The sequence below is a fragment of the Streptomyces sp. NPDC048664 genome, assembly GCF_040650555.1.
Classification (GTDB): Bacteria; Actinomycetota; Actinomycetes; order Streptomycetales; family Streptomycetaceae; genus Streptomyces.
The window spans coordinates 171,258-188,665 of the sequence record NZ_JBEZHK010000003.1 but is presented as its reverse complement, the minus strand read 5'-3'; the positions used below and the strand labels follow the sequence as shown (position 1 = coordinate 188,665).

The window sequence follows — 17,408 nt, the reverse complement described above, 5'->3', positions numbered from 1 at the left end:
TGAATCCCACTTCCTGACCGGCAGGGACCTCACCGGTACGGACGGCCCCGCCCCCACGCCGCCCCCCGGCTGCCCGGCGCACGGCCGCGGCCCCGGCGGCGTCCATCGGCTGTACGGTCCCGAGGCGGCCGACCTGGGCGCCCTGTACGAGAAGATGCGCGCCGAACACGGCGCCGTCGCCCCCGGGCTGCTCCACGACGACGTGCCGATCTGGGTGGTGCTCGGGCACGGCGAGAACCTGCACATGGTGCGGTCCCCGGCGCACTTCACCCGGGACAGCCGCACCTGGGCCGCGCTGCGCTCCGGCGCCGTCGCCCCCGACCACCCGCTCACCCCGCACTTCGCCTGGCAGCCCATCTGCTCCTACGCCGAGGGCGACGAGCACCTGCGGCTGCGGGGGGCCGTCAACGGCGCCATCTCGACCATCGACCACCGGGGTCTGCGCCGGTACATCAACCGGGCCACCCAGACCCTCGTCAACCGGTTCTGCGAGGAGGGCCGGGCCGACCTCGTGAGCCGGTTCGCCGACCACCTGCCGATGGCGGTGATGTGCGAGGTCCTCGGGATGCCCGACGAGTACGGCGACCGCATCGTGCACGCCGCCCGCGACATGCTCATGGGCACCGAGACCGCGATCACCAGCAACCAGTACATCGTGGACGCGCTGACCCGGCTCACCGCCCGCCGACGGGCCGAGCCCCAGGAGGACTTCACCAGCCACCTGGTCACCCATCCCGCGCGCCTGAGCGACGAGGAGATCAGGGAGCATCTGCGGCTCGTCCTGATCGCGTCCTACGAGGCGACGGCCAACCTCCTGTCCAACGTCCTGCGCGTGGTGCTCACCGACCCCCGCTTCCGGGCCCAGCTCAACGGCGGTCAGATGACCGTGCCCGAGGCGGTGGAGCAGTCGCTGTGGGACGAGCCGCCCTTCGGCAGCATCCTCGGCTACTTCGCCAAGCAGGACATCGAGCTGGGCGGGCAGCGCATCCGCAAGGGGGACGGGCTGCTGCTCGGCATCGCACCCGGCAACGTCGACCCCCGGGTACGTCCCGACCTCTCGGCGAACATGCAGGGCAACCGCTCCCACCTCGCCTTCAGCGGCGGCCCGCACGAGTGCCCGGGCCAGGACATCGGCCGCGCCATCGCCGACACGGGCATCGACGCCCTGCTGACACGGCTGCCGGACATCCGGCTCGACTGCGAGGAGGACGAACTGCGCTGGACGGCCACCCTGGCCTCACGTCATCTGGTGGAGCTGCCGGTACGGTTCGAGCCCAGGCCGCCGCAGGACGTCACCCAGAAGCCGGCACTCCGCACGACGCCCCGGCAGCGCCCCGGGTGGCTGATCGGCTCACCGGGGCCCGCGTCCCCCTCGGCGCCGCGGCCGGTGGCCGACCCGCCGGCGACGCCACGGCAGCACACGCCTCCGGACGCGGCACCGACCCGGCCCGACTCGTCCGCCGCACCGCGACGGGGCCCGGGACCGTGGCAGCGGCTGCTGCGCTGGTGGCGCGGCGAGTGAGCGGAGGTGCCCCGGTCCTCGCGGCGTCGCGGGCCAGGCGCGGTGCCGGAGCGCCCCCGGCGGCCCGGGGGCCTCTCACGACCCGTACGACGCGTACGACGACCAGGCCTCGAGTTCCCGGCCGCTGACGAACCGGTGGGCGCACCCCGTGACCGGATCGTTGAACTCCAGCACCCGCGCCAGCAGTTGCAGAGGCCGGCGCGGGTCGCCGCCCGGTCCGGCGGCGGTCACCACCGGGTAGAGCGGATCGCCGAGGATCGGCAGGCCCAAGGCGCTCATGTGCACGCGCAGTTGATGGGTCTGCCCGGTGCGGGGCAGCAACCGGTAGCGTCCGAGGCCGGCGCGGTGCCCCAGCAGTTCGACCCGGCTGAGCGCGTTGGGCTCGCCGGGCACCTCCCGCGCGGTCAGCACCCCGCGCTCCTTGACGATCCGGCTGCGCACCGTGCGCGGCAGGTCCACGCCGGGGTCGTGGGGTGCGACGGCCTCGTACTCCTTGACGACCCGCCGGTCGCGGAACAGCGCCTGATAGGTGCCGCGTTCCTCGGGGCGCACCACGAACAGCACGAGCCCGGCGGTGAGCCGGTCCAGCCGGTGCGCGGCGGACAGCGCGGGAAGGCCGAGGTCGCGCCGCAGCCGGGCCAGGGCGGTCTCGGCGACATGGCTGCCGCGCGGTGTGGTGGCGAGGAAGTGCGGCTTGTCGGCGACGACGACGTGCTCGTCGCGGTGGACCACCTCGACCGGATACGGCACGGGCACCTCGGGGGGCAGCTCCCGGTGGAACCACACGTACAGGCCCGGCACGTACGCGGCCTCCCGGGCGAGGGGCCGCCCGTCCGCCGTGACGATCAGCCCCGCCTCGATCATCCCGTCGATCACCCCGTCCCCGGCGGCCAGCCGTGCCACCAGGTGGTCCCGTACGGTGGCCCACCGCCCGTCCTGCGGCAGCCGGACCCGCACGGGATCGACTCCGTCGCGCTGCGGCAGGGGAGAGGCGGGGGTGCGGGATCGGCGTCTCATCGCCCTCCAGCCTACGAGTCCCACGGGCCGCTGGTCGGTGCGGCCGGCCCCCTGGCAGGATGACGATCATGCCTTTCACCCGCGGCGACGTACTGACCCCCGGAACCCTCGCCCGCTCCCCTCAACCCGAGATATCCGGTGACGGGCTGGTGCTGCGTCCCTGGACCGCCGCCGACGCGCCGCAGGTGTACGAGGCGTTCCAGGACCCGGTGATGCACCTGTGGGCCATCCGCTCCGCCGACTCCGAGGAGGAGGTGCGCGGCTGGATCGAGCAGTGGACCCGGGTCTGGCGCACGGAGCGGGCCGCCCAGTGGGCCGTGGCGGACACCGGCGGGAGCCGGCTCCTCGGCCGGGTCGCGCTGCGCGACATGCTGCTCGGCGACGGCGTGGCCGAGGTGGCCTACTGGACCCTCCCGGCCGCCCGGGGGTCGGGCGTTGCCCCGCGCGCGGTGCGGGCCCTGACCCGCTGGGCCTTCGACGACATCGGCTTCCACCGCCTGGAGTTGACGCACGCCGAGGCCAACGAGGCGTCCTGCCGTGTCGCGGAGAAGACCGGCTTCGCGTTCGAGGGCGTCAAGCGCAGCGCCCTGCTCCACCAGGACGGCTGGCACGACATGCACCTGCACGCCCGCCTCCAGGACGACGAGCGACCCTAGGGCCACGGCCCGGCCCCAGGACCACGGCCCGGTCCGGGCGTTGAACCGCCCGGACCCGGAGGCTCAGGCGGCCGGCGCCGCGTGCTCCTGCCGGACGCTTTCCTGCTCGACCTCGATGCGGGCGTTCCACTCGCCCTTCGACGCCTGCCAGCCGTCCTCGTTGTGGCCCAGGCGCCAGTAGCCGGAGATCGACAGATCCTCGCGGGGGATCTGGAGTTCGACCCGGAGCAGACGGCGCAGCTCCTTCACGCAGCCGGCCTCGCCGTGCACGAAGACATGCGCACGGCCCTCGGGGAACTCCAGGGCGCGCACCGCCTCCACGAGGGCCTCGCCCTGCGGTCGGTGCCCGCGGTGCAGCCAGACCACGTCCACGTCGCAGTCGATCTCCTGCTCCTCCTCGGGCCCCGAGACCTCCACGAAGGCATGGGCCTTCGCGCCCTCGGGCAGTGCCTCCAGGGCGGCGGCGATGGCCGGCAGCGCGCTCTCGTCCCCGGCGAGCAGATGCCAGTCCGCGTCGCCGTTCGGGGCGTAGGCGCCGCCGGGGCCCATGAAGCGCACGGTGTCGCCCGGCTCGGCGCGCGCGGCCCAGGGGCCGGCGAGGCCCTCGTCGCCGTGGACGACGAAGTCCAGGGTCAGCTCACGCTGTCGGGGATCCCAGGCGCGCACCGTGTACGTCCGGGTCACGGGCCACTGCTCGCGCGGGAACTCCTCGCGGATGCGCTGAAGGTCGAAGGGCTCGGGGTAGACCGCGCCCTCGGCCGGGAAGAGCAGCTTCACGTAGTGGTCGGTGCAGGTGCCCGCGGTGAAGTCGGCCAAGCCCGCGCCGCCGAGCACCACGCGCTGCATGTGCGGGGTCAGCCGCTCGGTGCGGACGACGTGCGCGGAGTGGATCTTGCGGGCCCCCCGTGCCGGGCGCTCTGCCATGGTGGCCTCCCAGTTGCTTCGTTAGGTTTACCTAAGTTAGCACCCGGAGCGTGTCGGTACCTCATGGAGAACCCCCCGTCCGTACACGTTTTTTCGGGACATTCCCGCTGCCGTCAGGCCTCCAGCGTGGTCAGCAGCCGCCGCAGCGAGCCGCCCAGGCCCCAGCGGGCGGCGAGGTCCTCCACGGCAGCCGGGTCGCGCGGCGCCCGGGGGAGGGCCGTCCGCACCTCGGGCAGGGGCACGTCGGCGGCGACCTTGACCACCTCGGGCGCGACCCGCACGTAGGGCCGCGCCTCGTCCAGCCTCCTGCGCTGGGCCGGAGTCAGCTTCGAGGCCGGATCGCCGACGGCGGCCATGATCCCGGCCAGGTTCCCGAACTCGGCGAGCAGTTTCGCCGCCGTCTTCTCGCCGATGCCCGGCACCCCCGGCAGCCCGTCGCTGGGGTCGCCGCGCAGCAGCGCCAGATCCGCGTAACCCGGGCCGTCCACCCCGTACTTCTCGCGCAGGAACGCCTCGTCGGTGAGCTGGAGCGTGCCCACCCCCTTGAGCGGATACAGGACGCGGATGCCGCGGGCGTCGTCGACCAGCTGGTAGAGGTCGCGGTCGCCGGTGACGATGTCCACCGGGCCGGCCGCGCGCGCCGTGTAGCTGCCGATGACGTCGTCCGCCTCGTAGCCCGCGACGCCCACGCGGGCGATGCCCAGCGCGTCCAGCACCTCCTCGATGACCGGGACCTGCGGCGACAGCGTGTTGGGCACCTCCTCCTCGTCCGGGCCGCTCTCGTGCGCCTCGGCCACCCGGTGCGCCTTGTAGGAGGGGATCAGGGCGACCCGCCACTCCGGGCGCCAGTCCGCGTCCATGCAGGCGACCAGATCGTCCGGCCGATGGTCCTTCACCAGGCGGTCGACGAATTCGAGCAGACCGCGCACCGCGTTCACCGGGGTGCCGTCCGGGGCCCGCACGGATTCCGGCACGCCGAAGTAGGCGCGGAAGTAGAGCGAGGCGGTGTCGAGGAGCATCAGTCGTCGGGTCACGTTGCGCATCATGCCGCACGGCACCGACAGCGACGCGGCGACGCCCGACCCGGCCCCTCCCGTGGCAGCCGCGAACGCCGGGAACACGATGCGGCGCCCGCGCCGCGACGCGATGTGAAGCGGGCCACGTGCGCGTTTGCGCCGGTGAGTGCCGGGCAGGCGCGCCTCCGGAGCGCTGCCCGTTGCATGTTCAACCGTTTGCGTGCGGCGATGCGCCAACGCCTGCCGCCCTCGGCTCGCAGGCTTCGAGACGAGAGGTACCCGTGTCATCCAGGCTTGAGGCCGAGCACCTGTACAAGGTGTTCGGCAGAAGACCGCACGCGTCGGTGGAGCGGCTACGGGAAGGAGCCGACCGCGAGGAACTGCGCGGCGACGGCACCACCGCGGCCGTGATCGACGCCTCCTTCACCGTGGAGCCGGGCCAGATCTTCGTCGTCATGGGGCTGTCCGGGTCCGGCAAGTCCACCCTGCTGCGCATGCTCAACGGGCTGCTGGAACCCACGGCCGGACACGTCCGCTTCGACGGCCAGGACCTCACCGCGCTCGGCGGCCGCGCCCTGCGCGAGGTCCGCTCCCGCAAGATCAGCATGGTCTTCCAGCACTTCGCGCTCTTCCCGCACCGCAGCGTCCGCGAGAACGCCGCCTACGGCCTCGAAGTGCAGGGCGTGCCCCGCGCCGAGCGCGTACGACGCGCCGACGAGGCGCTCGCCCTGTGCGGCCTGGCCGGCTGGGAGGCCTCCTGGCCCGACGAGCTCTCCGGCGGAATGCAGCAGCGCGTCGGTCTGGCCCGCGCGCTGGCCACGGACGCCGACCTGCTGCTGATGGACGAGTCGTTCAGCGCGCTCGACCCGCTGATCCGCCGCGACATGCAGGACCAGCTCCTCCAACTGCAGACGACGCTGAAGAAGACCATCGTCTTCATCACGCACGACCTCAACGAGGCCATGCGCCTGGGCGACCGCATCGCCGTCATGCGGGACGGCCGCATCGTGCAGATCGGCACCGCCGAGGACATCCTGGTGCGCCCCGCGGACGACTACGTCGCCTCCTTCACCCAGGACGTCGACCGCTCCCGTGTGCTGACCGCGGGCGCCGTCATGGACACCCACGTCACCGGAGACGAGGCGGACTGCGGCTGCCCGACCGCGACGACCGACACGCCGTTCGTGGACCTGTGCGCGATCAGCGCCGGGATCACCCACCCGGTCGCGGTGCTCGACCCGACGACCCGCGAGGTCGTGGGCGTCGTCCCCCGCGGGCGCCTCGTGGGCTTCCTCGGCGACCGGACGGGCGAACCCGAACCCTGCGACTCCCCGAGCCGCGAGGACGGCAAGGGCGGGAAGGTGATCGCCCGTGCCTAGGATCCCGTTCGGCGACTGGGTCAACTCCGCCGTCGACTGGCTGCTGCACCACATGGGGTGGCTGTTCGACTTCTGCAAGACGGTCTTCGACGGCGCCTTCGAGGCCGTCGACGCCGTCCTCCAGGCCCCCCAGCCGCTGCTGCTAGCGGGCATCCTCGCCGTGATCGCGTTCTGGCTGCGCGGTACGTCCGCCGCTCTGCTCGCCTTCGCCGGGTTCGCCTTCATCGACTCGCTGCAGCTGTGGCAGGACGCGATGACGACCCTGTCCCTGGTCCTGGTGGCGACCCTCATCGCGCTGGTGGTGTCGGTGCCCGTGGGCATCGCGGCGGCACGCTCCGCCAGGATCAGCGGCATCGTGCGGCCGGTGCTCGACTTCATGCAGACCCTGCCCGCGATGATCTACCTCATCCCGGCGATCCTCTTCTTCGGCACCGGCGCCCCCGCGGGCATCGTGGCCACCCTGATCTTCGCCCTCGCGCCCGGCGTCCGCATGACCGAACTGGGCATCCGCCAGGTGGACAAGGAACTCGTCGAGGCGGCCGACGCCTTCGGCACCAGCCCGCGCGACACCCTGCTGCGCGTCCAGCTGCCGCTCGCCCTGCCCACCGTCATGGCCGGCGTCAACCAGGTGATCATGCTGGGCCTGTCCATGGCGGCCATCGCCGGCATGGTCGGCACCGGCGGCCTCGGCGGCGACGTCAACGAGGCCATCGGACAGCTCGACGTGGGCCTCGGTTCCGAAGCCGGCGTCGCCATCGTCATCCTCGCGATCTACCTGGACCGCATGACCAGCGCGCTGGGCACCGAGGTCTCGCCGCTCGGGCGCCGCGCCGCCGCCCGTCTGCGCGCCGCCCGGGGTTTCCGGATCTGGTCCTACCGCCCCCGGCCCGCCGTGGCCGTGATCGGCGTGATCGTCCTCGCCCTCCTCGCTGCGGTCCCCGGCCTCGTCGGCACCGGTGACAAGGCGGACACCGCGAACGGCGCGCAGAACGTCGGCCAGGGCAGGAAGATCAGCATCGGCTACATCCCCTGGGACGAGGGCGTCGCCTCCACCTTCCTGTGGAAGGAGATCCTGGAGCGGCGCGGCTACACGGTCGACGTCAAGCAGTTCGACCCGGGACCGCTCTACACCGCCGTCGCCCAGGGCGACGTCGACTTCCAGACCGACTCCTGGCTGCCGACCACCTCCGGCCCGTACTGGAAGAAGTACGGCAGCCGGCTGGACGACCTCGGCAGCTGGTACGGGCCGACCTCGCTGGAGCTGGCCGTGCCCTCGTACATGAAGGGCATCGACTCCCTGGACGACCTCAAGGGCAGGTCCGCCACCTTCGGCGGGAAGATCACCGGCATCGAGTCCAGCGCCGGCGAGATGGGCCTGCTCAAGGACAAGGTCCTCAAGGCGTACGGCCTCGACAAGGAGTACAAGGTCGTCGACAGCTCGACCCAGGCGATGCTGGCCGAGCTCAAGAGGGCCTACGGCAAGAAGGCCCCCATCGTCGCCACGCTCTGGTCGCCGCACTGGGCGTACAACGACTACGACCTGAAGAAGCTCAAGGACCCCAAGGGAGCCTGGGGCAAGGGCGATGCCGTGCACACCCTGGCCCGCAAGGGCTTCGCGCAGGACGACCCGGTCGTCGCCCGGTGGCTGAAGAACTTCCACATGGACGAGAAGCAGCTCACCGGCCTGGAAGCGGACATCAACAAGGCGGACCAGGGCAGGCAGCAGGACGCCGTGCGCGCCTGGCTGAAGAAGAACCCCGGCGTGGTGGACAAGCTCGCCCCCGTCCCCGCGTCCGCCGCGGCGGAGACGAAGCGTCCCGTGAACGTCGCCTGGTTCCCCTGGGACGAGGACGTCGCCGTGACCTACCTGTGGAAGGACGTCCTCCAGCGGCGCGGCTACCGGATCGATCTGAAGCAGATGGACGTCGGCCCCGTCTACACCGGACTGGCGAGCGGCGACCTCGACCTCAACTTCGACGCCTGGCTGCCGTACGCCCAGAAGAACTACTGGGACAAGAGCAAGGACGGCCTCGACGACCTCGGCACCTGGTACCGGCCGACCTCGCTGGAGATCGCCGTACCGTCCTACGTCAAGGACGTGCACTCCCTTCAGGACCTCAAGGGCAGGTCGAAGACCTTCGGCGGCCGGATCATCGGCATCGAGCCCGGCACCGGGGAGATGAACCTCCTCAAGACGAAGGTCATGCCCGGCTACGGCCTCGACAAGGAGTACAAGGTCGTGGACGGCTCCACGCCCGCGATGCTCACCGAGCTGAAGCGCGCCTACGCCGCGAAGCAGCCCGTCGCGGTCGCCCTGTGGACCCCGCACTGGGCCTACAACCAGTACCGGCTCACCAAGCTGACGGACGACAAGAAGCTGTTCGGCGAGGGGAACACGATCCGCACCATCTCGAACCGCGACTTCCCCGGCCGCTACCCCCGGCTCACCGGATGGATCAAGAACTTCCGGATGAGCGAGGCTGAACTCGGCAGCCTGGAGAGCGCGTTCAAGGACGCCGGCCACGGCCATGAGGAGGCCGCCGTCTCCGCGTGGCTGAAGCGGCACCCGGACATGGTGCGACGGATGACCCCGCAGTAGCCCGCCGCACCCCCGGCCCGGAAGGCCCACGGGGCCGACCCGCCTGCGCACTGGCGTGCGAGGAGGGATTCGGACAACCCGTGGCCCGGCCGGCCCGCACGCAGTACCCTCCGGGGGCGTCGAACACCTGTCGGCGCCCCCGGCTCCGTACCCCTGGTCAGCTCCTTCATCCCCCGACGGGGCAGGCGCGCGCCCGGAGGCGGGGCGGCTCGTCAGGTGGCGCGAACCCTCGCTCTCACCCCTCTTGCGGGGCAGTGATGTGACGGGCGCATGAAACGGTTTGCCGAACATGCGTAGGGTGCAGACAACTCAACAGGAGCGAGCCAGGGAGGGAGCCGGAGCGATGGGCGACCACAAAGAACAGCCCCTTCGGGTGGGCGCGGCCGTACGGCGGCGACGCCGCGAGCTGGAGCTGACGCTTGCCGCGGTGGCCGAGCGCAGTGGCCTGTCCGTCCCCTTCCTCAGCCAGGTGGAGAACGAGCGGGCGCGCCCCAGCCGGCCCTCCCTGGAGCGGATCGCCGACGCGCTCGGCACCACCGCCGTCGCGCTGCTCGCCGCCGCCGACCCCGCGTGCAGCGTGGACGTCCTGCGCGCCGACGACGACGAGCCGCCACCGGGTCAGGCGCGCGTGCGCGCCCTGGTCCGCGGTCACCACCAGCTGCACGGGATGGAGTTCATCGGCGATCACGACGGCGGCCGGGAGACGCAGCACCGCAACGACGAGCTGATGTACGTCGTGGACGGCGCCGTCGAGGTCGAGGCGGAGGGCAGGGCGCACCGGCTCGGGCGCGGCGACACGCTGTACCTGAGCGGGGGAGTCCGCCACCGCTGGCGGGCCACGGAACCGGAGACCCGCGTGGTCGTCGTCGCCGTGGCGGACCACATCGAGGCGTTCGAGAACCCCCCGGGACGGCGCTGACACCATGACGCGGGTCGTCTCGCTCGTGCCCTCGCTGACGGAGGCCGTCGCCGCTTCCGTGCCCGGCGCCCTGGTCGGCGCGACCGACTGGTGCACCCGTCCGGCGGACCTCGACGTCCCCCGGATCGGCGGGACCAAGAACCCCGCCGTCGAGCGGATCGTCCGGCTCGCACCCGACCTCGTCCTCGCCAACGAGGAGGAGAACCGCGCACCGGACCTCGCCGCCCTGCGCGAGGCGGGCATCGAGGTGCTCGTCACCGAGGTGCGCGACGTCCCGGCGGCCTTCCGCGAACTGGAGCGGGTGGTGGCGGCGTGCGGAGCGGGCGCCCCGCCGCGCTGGCTGGAGGAGGCCCGCGCCGCCTGGTCCCGGCTGCCCGAGCCGCACACGCGGACGAGGGCCGTGATCCCCGTCTGGCGCAGACCCTGGATGGTGCTGGGCCGGGACACCTTCGCGGGCGACGTCCTGGCCCGGCTCGGCGTCGACAACGTGTACGCGACGCATCCCGAGCGCTATCCGCGCATCCCCCTGGACGAACTGCGGGACGTCGGGCCCGACCTCGTCGTCCTCCCCGACGAGCCCTACCGCTTCACCGCCGCCGACGGCCCGGAGGCGTTCGCCGGGACACCCTGCGCGCTGGTCGGCGGGCGCCACCTCACCTGGTACGGGCCGTCGCTGGCCGAGGCGCCGCACCTCATCGCCGAGGAGCTGCGAGCAGCGCGCCGCTGACCACCCCCCGGCCCGTGGCCGACGCGGCCACGGCCCAGGCGGCCGCCAGCAGCGCGAACAGACCGATCGCGAGCGCGTCGGCCGCCACGAGCCCGGTCCGCCGCGCCAGCGCCTCCGCGCCGGTGGCACACGTGCCGATCGGGAAGGTGAAGGCCCACCAGGTCATCGAGAACCTCATGCCCCCGCGCCGGGCCCGCACCGTCAGCACCACGGACAGGCTCAGCCACAGCAGAGCGAACCCGAGCACCGGGACGCCGTAGAGGAGGGCGAGGACACCGAGTCCGCGGGCGTAGGGGTCCGGGACGGCGCCGGTCGCCGCGCCCGCCGCCGCGGCGAGCGCGGTCACCGACTGCCCCAGCGGGCCGAGGACCAGGAACAGGGACGGGGTCAGCGCCTGCGGCAACGGGCCCACGACCAGTAGCCGCGCCAGGATCAGCGGCAGCATCACCAAGGTGGCCAGCAGGCTCGTCCCGAACATCGTGAGGCAGGCGAGCAGCAGGGTCTCGCGGAGCTGGCCCGCGGGCAGATGGGGCACCAGCAGCGGACCCTGGGCCGCGGCGACCATCGGCGGGACGATCGGCAGCAGCCAGACGGGACCCGCCTGGCCCGGCTCCACACGGTGGCGGACGATCATCAGATACGGCACCACGACAGCGGTGGCCAGACCGATGACCGCACCGGTGGTGTAGAGGACGGTGTCCAGGGCCAGCGCCGCGCCCGCCCCGATCCAGTCCCGGCCCACGACCATGCCGCCCCCGCCCACGGCGAGCAGTGCCATGGACAGGCAGCCGTAGAAGGGAGCCACGGCGGGGTCCAGAAGATGAGCGCGTGCCTGGTCGCGGTGGTGGATCCAGTGCGTCGCGCGGGCCACGAGCAGCACCGCGAGCAGCGCGAGCGACAGCGCCCAGACGCCCGCGCAGGCGGTGCGCACCGCGGGTATCCCCCCGGCCGCCGGCAGACCGGCTCCGGCCGTGGCGACGATCGCGGTGCCCATGACGCAGGCGTACCAGTTGGGCCCGAGATGCCGGACGGCGGCGGCACGGCGGGGAGGGGAGGAGGAGGTGGTGGGGGGCGTCGCGGCGAAGGCGGCGGGGGCGGAGGTCGGGGCGAGGGGGCGGACTGCGGTGGCCATACCGGCCACCCTGCCGCCGGAGAGCGCCCCTCACCAGGGACTACGTTCCTATGAGGGCATAAGCTGGGTTGATGAGTGAGGTCGGGAGCGGGACCGGTGGCGGGATCGGGAGCGGGGGCTCCGGCGGAGCCGAGGGCGGGCGGTCGCCGGTGGCCGGGCTGGCGCACCGGGTCCCGGATCTCGGCGCCCTGGAACTGCTGCTCGCCGTGGCCCGGCTGGGCAGTCTGGGGCGGGCGGCCCGGGAGCTGGGCATCACCCAGCCCGCCGCCAGCAGCCGGATCAGGTCGATGGAACGGCACCTGGGGGTCGCGCTCGTGGACCGTTCGCCGCGCGGTTCACGGCTGACCGACACCGGGGCACTGGTCACCGACTGGGCGCGGCGGGTCGTGGAGGCGGCGGAGGCGTTCGACGCGGGTGCGCAGGCGCTGCGGGCCCGGCGGGACTCGCGGCTCAAGGTGGCCGCGAGCATGACGATCGCGGAGTACCTGCTCCCCCGCTGGCTGATCGCGCTGCGGGCCCAGCGGCCGGACACGGCGGTCTCGCTCCTGGCCGGGAACTCCGCAGCGGTCGTGGAACGCCTGCTCGCCGGCGAGGTCGACCTGGGCTTCGTGGAGGGGCTGTCCGTACCGGCGGGTCTCGATGAGGTGGTCGTCGCGCACGACCGCCTCATCGTGGTGACGGCACCGGGACACCCCTGGGCGCGGCGCCGCAGACCGCTGGCGGCCGCGGAACTGGCCGAGGCGCCCCTGATCCTCCGGGAGGAGGGCTCCGGCACCCGCCAGGTGCTGGACGCGGCCCTGGGCGGTCTGGCCCGCCCCCTCCTGGAACTGTCCTCGACCACGGCCGTCAAGGCCTCGGCGGTGAGCGGGGCGGGCCCCGCGGTCCTGAGCGAACTGGCCGTCGGCGAGGAACTCGCCGCCCGCCGCCTGGTGAGCGTCCCGGTCGAGGGTGTACGGCTGGACCGGGCACTGCGAGCGGTCTGGCGCACGGGGCACCGGCCGGCGGGCCCGGGACGGGATCTGCTCGGGCTGACCCGGGGGTAGCGGGCAGGGGTGCGTCACCCGTCGGCAGCCGCCCGTACCAACGCCTCCATCACCCGCAGATCCTCGCCCGCCTCCGGATGCCACTGCACCCCCAGGGCCCACGCGGCGGACGGGAGTTCGATCGCCTCGACCGTGCCGTCCGCCGCGTACGCCGAGGCCACCAGGCCCTCGCCGAGGCGGTCCACCGCCTGGTGGTGGTACGTCGGCACGGACGTCTCCTCGGCGACCACGGAGGCGTACAGCGTGTCCGGCACCGGCTTCACCCCGTGCCGGCCGAAGACCCCCACGCCCCCCGTGTGCTCGTCGAGGTGCTGGACGAGGGTGCCGCCGGCGGCCACGTTGAGCAGCTGCATCCCCCGGCAGACGCCGAGCAGCGGGGTGCCCGACGCCAGCGCCGCCTCGATCAGGGCCAGCTCCCAGGCGTCCCGCTCCGGCGCCGGCGGCCCGGTGCGCGGCGAGCGCTCCGCGCCGTACCGGGACGGGTCGACGTCCGGGCCGCCCGCGATCACCACGGCGTCCAGCCGTGCCACCGTCTCCTCCGCCCGCGCCGGGTCGTCCGGGGGCAGCAGCGCGGCGAGCCCGCCGGCGCGCTGCACCAGCCGCGGGTACCCGGCCGGGAGCAGTGCCGCGTCCAGCTCCCAGACGCCCCAGCGCGCCCCCGCCTCCCAATAGGTACTGACACCGACCAGCGGTCGTCCGGTCATACGAGCCTCCCCGGGCCTTAATGGCATACAGGAATACCATTACCGAACCGAGGCTCGGCTTCAAGCCCCCCGGTCCGCATCCCGGCCCTCACGCCAGGAAACCCCGCAGCAGCGCCGCCGTGCCCGCGCAGTGCTCCCGCATCATCTCGCGCGCGCCGTCCGCGTCCCCGTCCAGCACCGCCTCCACCAGGGCCTCGTGCTGCCGCTGCGAGTGCTCCAGGTTCCGCACCAGCAGGGGGATGCAGTCGAGCAGGTCGTTCACCGTCGCCCGTACGGCCGCGTACTGCGCCGCGAGCGTCGGCGACCCGGACAGTCCGGCCATCGTCAGATGCAGCAGCGTGTCCAGGCGCCGGTACTCCGAGAGCGGCGCGTCCTGGGTGCGCGCCAGCGCGTCCCGCAACCGTCCGGCCTGCTCGTCGGTGAGCCCGTGCGCCGCGCACAACCCCGCCGCGCCCACCTCCAGCACCTCGCGGAAGCGCAGGACGTCCTCGATGTCGACCTTCTCGACGCGCCGCCGCAGCTCGTCCCCGCCGCCGCCGTCGGCGCGCGGACGGACGAACGTGCCGCCGTAGCGCCCGCGCCGGGCCTCGACCAGGCCCTGGTCCTGGAGCACCTTCAGCACCTCGCGCAGCGTCACCCGGCTGATGCCCATGCGCTCCGCCAACTCCCGCTCCGAGGGCAGCCGTTCGCCGCCCGGCACCAGGCCGAGCCGGACCACCTGGAGGATCTGCTCCAGGGCCTCCTCGAAGCCGTTGCCGGCCCGCACGGGACGCAGCACCGGCGTGAGCCGGTCCAGGGTCCTGTCGTCGGCGTCGGCGGATCCGTTCTGTGACATCTGGCCGTACCCCCTTCCCAAGCAATGGTTCTCGGAAATACCTTATGGCTCTCGGCGGACCTAAGGAGACCTCCCGTGGCACACCGCACAGCCCCGCTCGCAGTCGAGGAACTGCGTACCCTCGTCGCGAGCGGTGAGATCGACACTGTCGTCCTGGCCTTCCCCGACATGCAAGGGCGGCTCCAGGGCAAGCGGTTCGCCGCGCCCTTCTTCCTGGACGAGGTCCTCGAACACGGCACGGAGGGCTGCAACTACCTTCTCGCCGTCGACACCGAGATGAACACCGTCGACGGCTACGACATGTCCTCCTGGGAGAGCGGCTACGGCGACTTCGCGCTCCGCCCCGACCTGGACACGCTGCGCCGGGTGCCCTGGAACGAGGGCACGGCCCTGCTCATCGCCGACCTCGCCTGGAGCGACGGCTCACCCGTCGTCGCCGCGCCCCGCCAGATCCTGCGGCGCCAGCTCGACCGCCTCGCCGACCTCGGGCTCACCGCCCAGGTCGCCACCGAGCTGGAGTTCATCGTCTTCAAGGACAGCTACGAGCAGGCCTGGGACGCGGCCTACCGGGGGCTCACCCCCGCCAACCAGTACAACATCGACTACTCCGTCCTCGGCACCGGCCGTATCGAGCCGCTGCTGCGCCGTATCCGCAACGAGATGGCGGCGGCGGGCCTGACCGTCGAGTCCGCGAAGGGCGAGTGCAACCCCGGCCAGCACGAGATCGCCTTCCGGTACGACGAGGCGCTCGTCACCTGCGACCAGCACGCCGTCTACAAGACCGGTGCCAAGGAGATCGCGTCGCAGGAGGGCATGTCGCTCACCTTCATGGCCAAGTTCAACGAGCGCGAAGGCAACTCCTGCCACATCCACCTCTCCCTCACCGACCAGGACGGCACCAACGTCATGGCCGGGCCGCAGGGCGAGCACGGCGGGATGTCGCAGACGATGCGGCACTTCCTCGCCGGCCAGCTCGCCGCCCTGCGCGACTTCTCACTCCTGTACGCGCCGAACATCAACTCCTACAAGCGGTTCCAGCCCGGCTCGTTCGCCCCGACCGCCGTCGCCTGGGGGCACGACAACCGCACCTGCGCCCTCCGGGTCGTCGGCCACGGCCGCTCCACCCGGTTCGAGAACCGGGTCCCCGGCGGCGACGTCAACCCGCACCTGGCCGTCGCCGGGCTGATCGCGGCCGGACTGTACGGCGTCGAACAGCGGCTGGAGCTGCCCGAGCCCTGCGCTGGCAACGCGTACACCGGCGACTACGCGCACGTGCCCACCACGCTGCGCGAGGCCGCCGAACTCTGGGAGAACAGCCCCATCGCCAAGGCCGCCTTCGGTGACGAGGTGGTCGCCCACTACCGCAACATGGCGCGCGTCGAACTGGCCGCCTACGACGCCGCGGTGACCGACTGGGAGCTGCGCCGCTCCTTCGAACGCCTGTGAGAGGTCTTCCCTTGTCGAACCAGCACGACGCCCCGACCGGCGACCAGCACGAACTGCGTGTCCTCAACCCGGCCACCGAGGAACTCCTCGCCACCGTCCCCGCCGCCACGGCGCACGACGTGGACGCGGCCGTCGCGCGGGCCGCGAAGGCCCAGACCGCGTGGGCCGCGCTCGCTCCCGGCGACCGGGCCCGCCTGCTGCGCCGGTTCGCCACCACCGTGGACGAGCACCTGGAGGAACTGGCCCTGCTGGAGGTGCGCGAGGCCGGGCACGTCATCGGCAACGCCCGCTGGGAGGCGGGCAACGTCCGCGACCTGCTCGACTACGCGGCCGGGGGAGTGGAACGGCTCACCGGCCGGCAGATCCCGGTGCCCGGCGGCCTGGACGTCACGATCCTCGAACCGCTCGGCGTCGTCGGCGTCATCGCGCCCTGGAACTTCCCCATGCCGATCGCCGCCTGGGGCACGGCCCCCGCGCTCGCGGCGGGCAACGCGGTGATCCTCAAGCCCGCCGAGACCACCCCGCTCACGGCCCTGCGCCTGGCCGAGCTGGCCCTGGCGGCCGGACTGCCCGAGAACCTGTTCCAGGTGCTGCCGGGCGCGGGCCCCGTCGCCGGCGACGCCCTGGTCGAGCACCCCGGTGTGGCGAAGATCGTGTTCACCGGCTCCACCGCCGTGGGCAAGCAGGTACTGGCCAAGGGCTCCGCCCTGCTCAAGCGCGTCACCCTCGAACTCGGCGGCAAGAGCCCGAACATCGTCTTCGCGGACGCGGACCTCGACGCCGCCGTGGCGGCCACGCCCATGTCGTTCCTCGACAACTCCGGCCAGGACTGCTGCGCCCGCACCCGCATCCTCGTCCAGCGCTCGGTCTACGACCGCTTCCTCGAACGGCTCGCCCCCGCCGTCGCGTCCGTCCGCGTCGGCGACCCGTCCGACGAGAAGACCCAGATGGGTCCGCTGATCTCACGCGCCCAGCTGGACCGGGTGCGCTCCTATGTCGACGCCGACGCGCCCGGGTTCCGCGGCACGGCCCCCACGGGCCCCGGCTTCTGGTTCGAGCCCACCGTCCTGACCGGGGTCGACCCCCGCGCCCGCGTGGCCGTCGAGGAGGTCTTCGGGCCGGTCGCCGTGGTGCTGCCGTTCGAGGACGAGGCCGACGCGATCGGCCTCGCCAACGCCACGCCCTACGGGCTCTCCGGCTCCATCTGGACCCGGGACGTGGGCCGGGCCCTGCGCGTCTCCCAGGCCGTCCGCGCGGGCAACCTGTCCGTCAACTCCCACTCCAGCGTCCGCTACTGGACCCCCTTCGGCGGCTTCAAGCAGTCGGGGATCGGCCGAGAGCTCGGTCCGGACGCCCTGAGCGCCTTCACCGAAACCAAGAACGTCTTCATCAGCACGGAGGGCCCCGCACAGTGAGCGCACAGAACACCACGCAGAACGCCGAGACCGCCGAGAGCACCGGGAACGCGGGCAACGTCTGCCGACGTCTC

The 17,408-nt window shown here is 72.9% G+C and carries 15 protein-coding genes; 9 read left to right on the top strand and 6 right to left on the bottom strand.

Features of this window, described 5'->3' with window-relative positions:
• The first annotated feature begins 13 nt into the window (after positions 1-13).
• Complete coding sequence (locus tag AB0C59_RS04555; RefSeq protein WP_363001261.1) at positions 14-1,522, top strand: cytochrome P450; 1,509 nt, start codon at positions 14-16, stop codon at positions 1,520-1,522.
• 75 nt (positions 1,523-1,597) lie between these two features.
• Here AB0C59_RS04555 and AB0C59_RS04550 read toward each other — a convergent pair whose 3' ends face one another.
• Positions 1,598-2,539, bottom strand: coding sequence for a pseudouridine synthase (locus AB0C59_RS04550; protein ID WP_363000929.1), 942 nt, complete (start codon positions 2,537-2,539; stop codon positions 1,598-1,600).
• Between the two features lie 68 nt (positions 2,540-2,607).
• Between AB0C59_RS04550 and AB0C59_RS04545 the strand changes: the two genes are divergently transcribed.
• A complete protein-coding gene (locus AB0C59_RS04545; protein ID WP_363000927.1) occupies positions 2,608-3,195 on the top strand; it encodes a GNAT family N-acetyltransferase in 588 nt (195 codons plus the stop codon).
• Between the two features lie 63 nt (positions 3,196-3,258).
• Here AB0C59_RS04545 and AB0C59_RS04540 read toward each other — a convergent pair whose 3' ends face one another.
• Positions 3,259-4,119, bottom strand: a complete 861-nt coding sequence (locus AB0C59_RS04540) for a siderophore-interacting protein (RefSeq protein ID WP_363000925.1) — start codon at positions 4,117-4,119, stop codon at positions 3,259-3,261.
• A gap of 113 nt (positions 4,120-4,232) precedes the next feature.
• Entirely contained in the window at positions 4,233-5,162 is a 930-nt protein-coding gene (locus tag AB0C59_RS04535) for a 5'-3' exonuclease (RefSeq protein WP_363001259.1), read from the bottom strand.
• Between the two features lie 254 nt (positions 5,163-5,416).
• On the opposite strand from AB0C59_RS04535, the gene AB0C59_RS04530 reads away from it, so the two are divergent.
• The 4 genes from AB0C59_RS04530 to AB0C59_RS04515 all read left to right on the top strand — a co-directional run bounded on the left by AB0C59_RS04530 (position 5,417) and on the right by AB0C59_RS04515 (position 10,759).
• Positions 5,417-6,514 carry a glycine betaine/L-proline ABC transporter ATP-binding protein gene (locus AB0C59_RS04530; protein ID WP_363000924.1) on the top strand — a complete coding sequence of 366 codons (1,098 nt, stop codon included), beginning with the start codon at positions 5,417-5,419 and terminating at the stop codon, positions 6,512-6,514.
• Positions 6,507-9,113, top strand: a complete 2,607-nt coding sequence (locus AB0C59_RS04525; RefSeq protein ID WP_363000923.1) for an ABC transporter permease/substrate binding protein — start codon at positions 6,507-6,509, stop codon at positions 9,111-9,113. Before AB0C59_RS04530 ends, AB0C59_RS04525 begins: the two co-directional genes overlap by 8 nt.
• A 343-nt stretch (positions 9,114-9,456) precedes the next feature.
• Positions 9,457-10,032 carry an XRE family transcriptional regulator gene (locus AB0C59_RS04520; RefSeq protein ID WP_363000921.1) on the top strand — a complete coding sequence of 192 codons (576 nt, stop codon included), beginning with the start codon at positions 9,457-9,459 and terminating at the stop codon, positions 10,030-10,032.
• 4 nt (positions 10,033-10,036) lie between these two features.
• A complete protein-coding gene (locus tag AB0C59_RS04515; RefSeq protein WP_363000919.1) occupies positions 10,037-10,759 on the top strand; it encodes a helical backbone metal receptor in 723 nt (240 codons plus the stop codon).
• On the opposite strand, the gene AB0C59_RS04510 is transcribed toward AB0C59_RS04515, so the two are convergent.
• Entirely contained in the window at positions 10,725-11,891 is a 1,167-nt protein-coding gene (locus AB0C59_RS04510; protein ID WP_363000917.1) for a TDT family transporter, read from the bottom strand. The two genes, AB0C59_RS04515 and AB0C59_RS04510, sit on opposite strands and share 35 nt — an antisense overlap.
• Before the next feature lie 68 nt (positions 11,892-11,959).
• On the opposite strand from AB0C59_RS04510, the gene AB0C59_RS04505 reads away from it, so the two are divergent.
• The gene (locus AB0C59_RS04505; protein WP_363000915.1) at positions 11,960-12,934 is read left to right on the top strand and encodes a LysR family transcriptional regulator; all 975 of its coding nucleotides are present in this window, start codon (positions 11,960-11,962) and stop codon (positions 12,932-12,934) included.
• A 14-nt stretch (positions 12,935-12,948) separates the two neighbouring features.
• Here the strand turns inward: AB0C59_RS04505 and AB0C59_RS04500 are convergent, their stop codons facing one another.
• The gene (locus AB0C59_RS04500) at positions 12,949-13,638 is read right to left on the bottom strand and encodes a gamma-glutamyl-gamma-aminobutyrate hydrolase family protein (RefSeq protein WP_363000914.1); all 690 of its coding nucleotides are present in this window, start codon (positions 13,636-13,638) and stop codon (positions 12,949-12,951) included.
• 88 nt (positions 13,639-13,726) lie between these two features.
• Positions 13,727-14,473 carry an FCD domain-containing protein gene (locus AB0C59_RS04495; protein WP_363000912.1) on the bottom strand — a complete coding sequence of 249 codons (747 nt, stop codon included), beginning with the start codon at positions 14,471-14,473 and terminating at the stop codon, positions 13,727-13,729.
• Positions 14,474-14,548: 75 nt separating this feature from the next.
• Between AB0C59_RS04495 and AB0C59_RS04490 the strand changes: the two genes are divergently transcribed.
• Complete coding sequence (locus tag AB0C59_RS04490) at positions 14,549-15,919, top strand: glutamine synthetase family protein (RefSeq protein WP_363000910.1); 1,371 nt, start codon at positions 14,549-14,551, stop codon at positions 15,917-15,919.
• A gap of 11 nt (positions 15,920-15,930) precedes the next feature.
• Positions 15,931-17,334 carry an aldehyde dehydrogenase family protein gene (locus AB0C59_RS04485; RefSeq protein WP_363000908.1) on the top strand — a complete coding sequence of 468 codons (1,404 nt, stop codon included), beginning with the start codon at positions 15,931-15,933 and terminating at the stop codon, positions 17,332-17,334.
• Positions 17,335-17,408: the final 74 nt, after the last annotated feature.

Coding starts and splice junctions, on each gene's coding strand:
- AB0C59_RS04540 (WP_363000925.1), bottom strand. CDS start 4,119: ATGGCAGAGCGCCCGGCACGGGGGGCCCGCAAGATCCACTCCGCGCAC.
- AB0C59_RS04515 (WP_363000919.1), top strand. CDS start 10,037: ATGACGCGGGTCGTCTCGCTCGTGCCCTCGCTGACGGAGGCCGTCGCC.
- AB0C59_RS04520 (WP_363000921.1), top strand. CDS start 9,457: ATGGGCGACCACAAAGAACAGCCCCTTCGGGTGGGCGCGGCCGTACGG.
- AB0C59_RS04550 (WP_363000929.1), bottom strand. CDS start 2,539: ATGAGACGCCGATCCCGCACCCCCGCCTCTCCCCTGCCGCAGCGCGAC.
- AB0C59_RS04535 (WP_363001259.1), bottom strand. CDS start 5,162: ATGCGCAACGTGACCCGACGACTGATGCTCCTCGACACCGCCTCGCTC.
- AB0C59_RS04495 (WP_363000912.1), bottom strand. CDS start 14,473: ATGTCACAGAACGGATCCGCCGACGCCGACGACAGGACCCTGGACCGG.
- AB0C59_RS04500 (WP_363000914.1), bottom strand. CDS start 13,638: ATGACCGGACGACCGCTGGTCGGTGTCAGTACCTATTGGGAGGCGGGG.
- AB0C59_RS04545 (WP_363000927.1), top strand. CDS start 2,608: ATGCCTTTCACCCGCGGCGACGTACTGACCCCCGGAACCCTCGCCCGC.
- AB0C59_RS04510 (WP_363000917.1), bottom strand. CDS start 11,891: ATGGCCACCGCAGTCCGCCCCCTCGCCCCGACCTCCGCCCCCGCCGCC.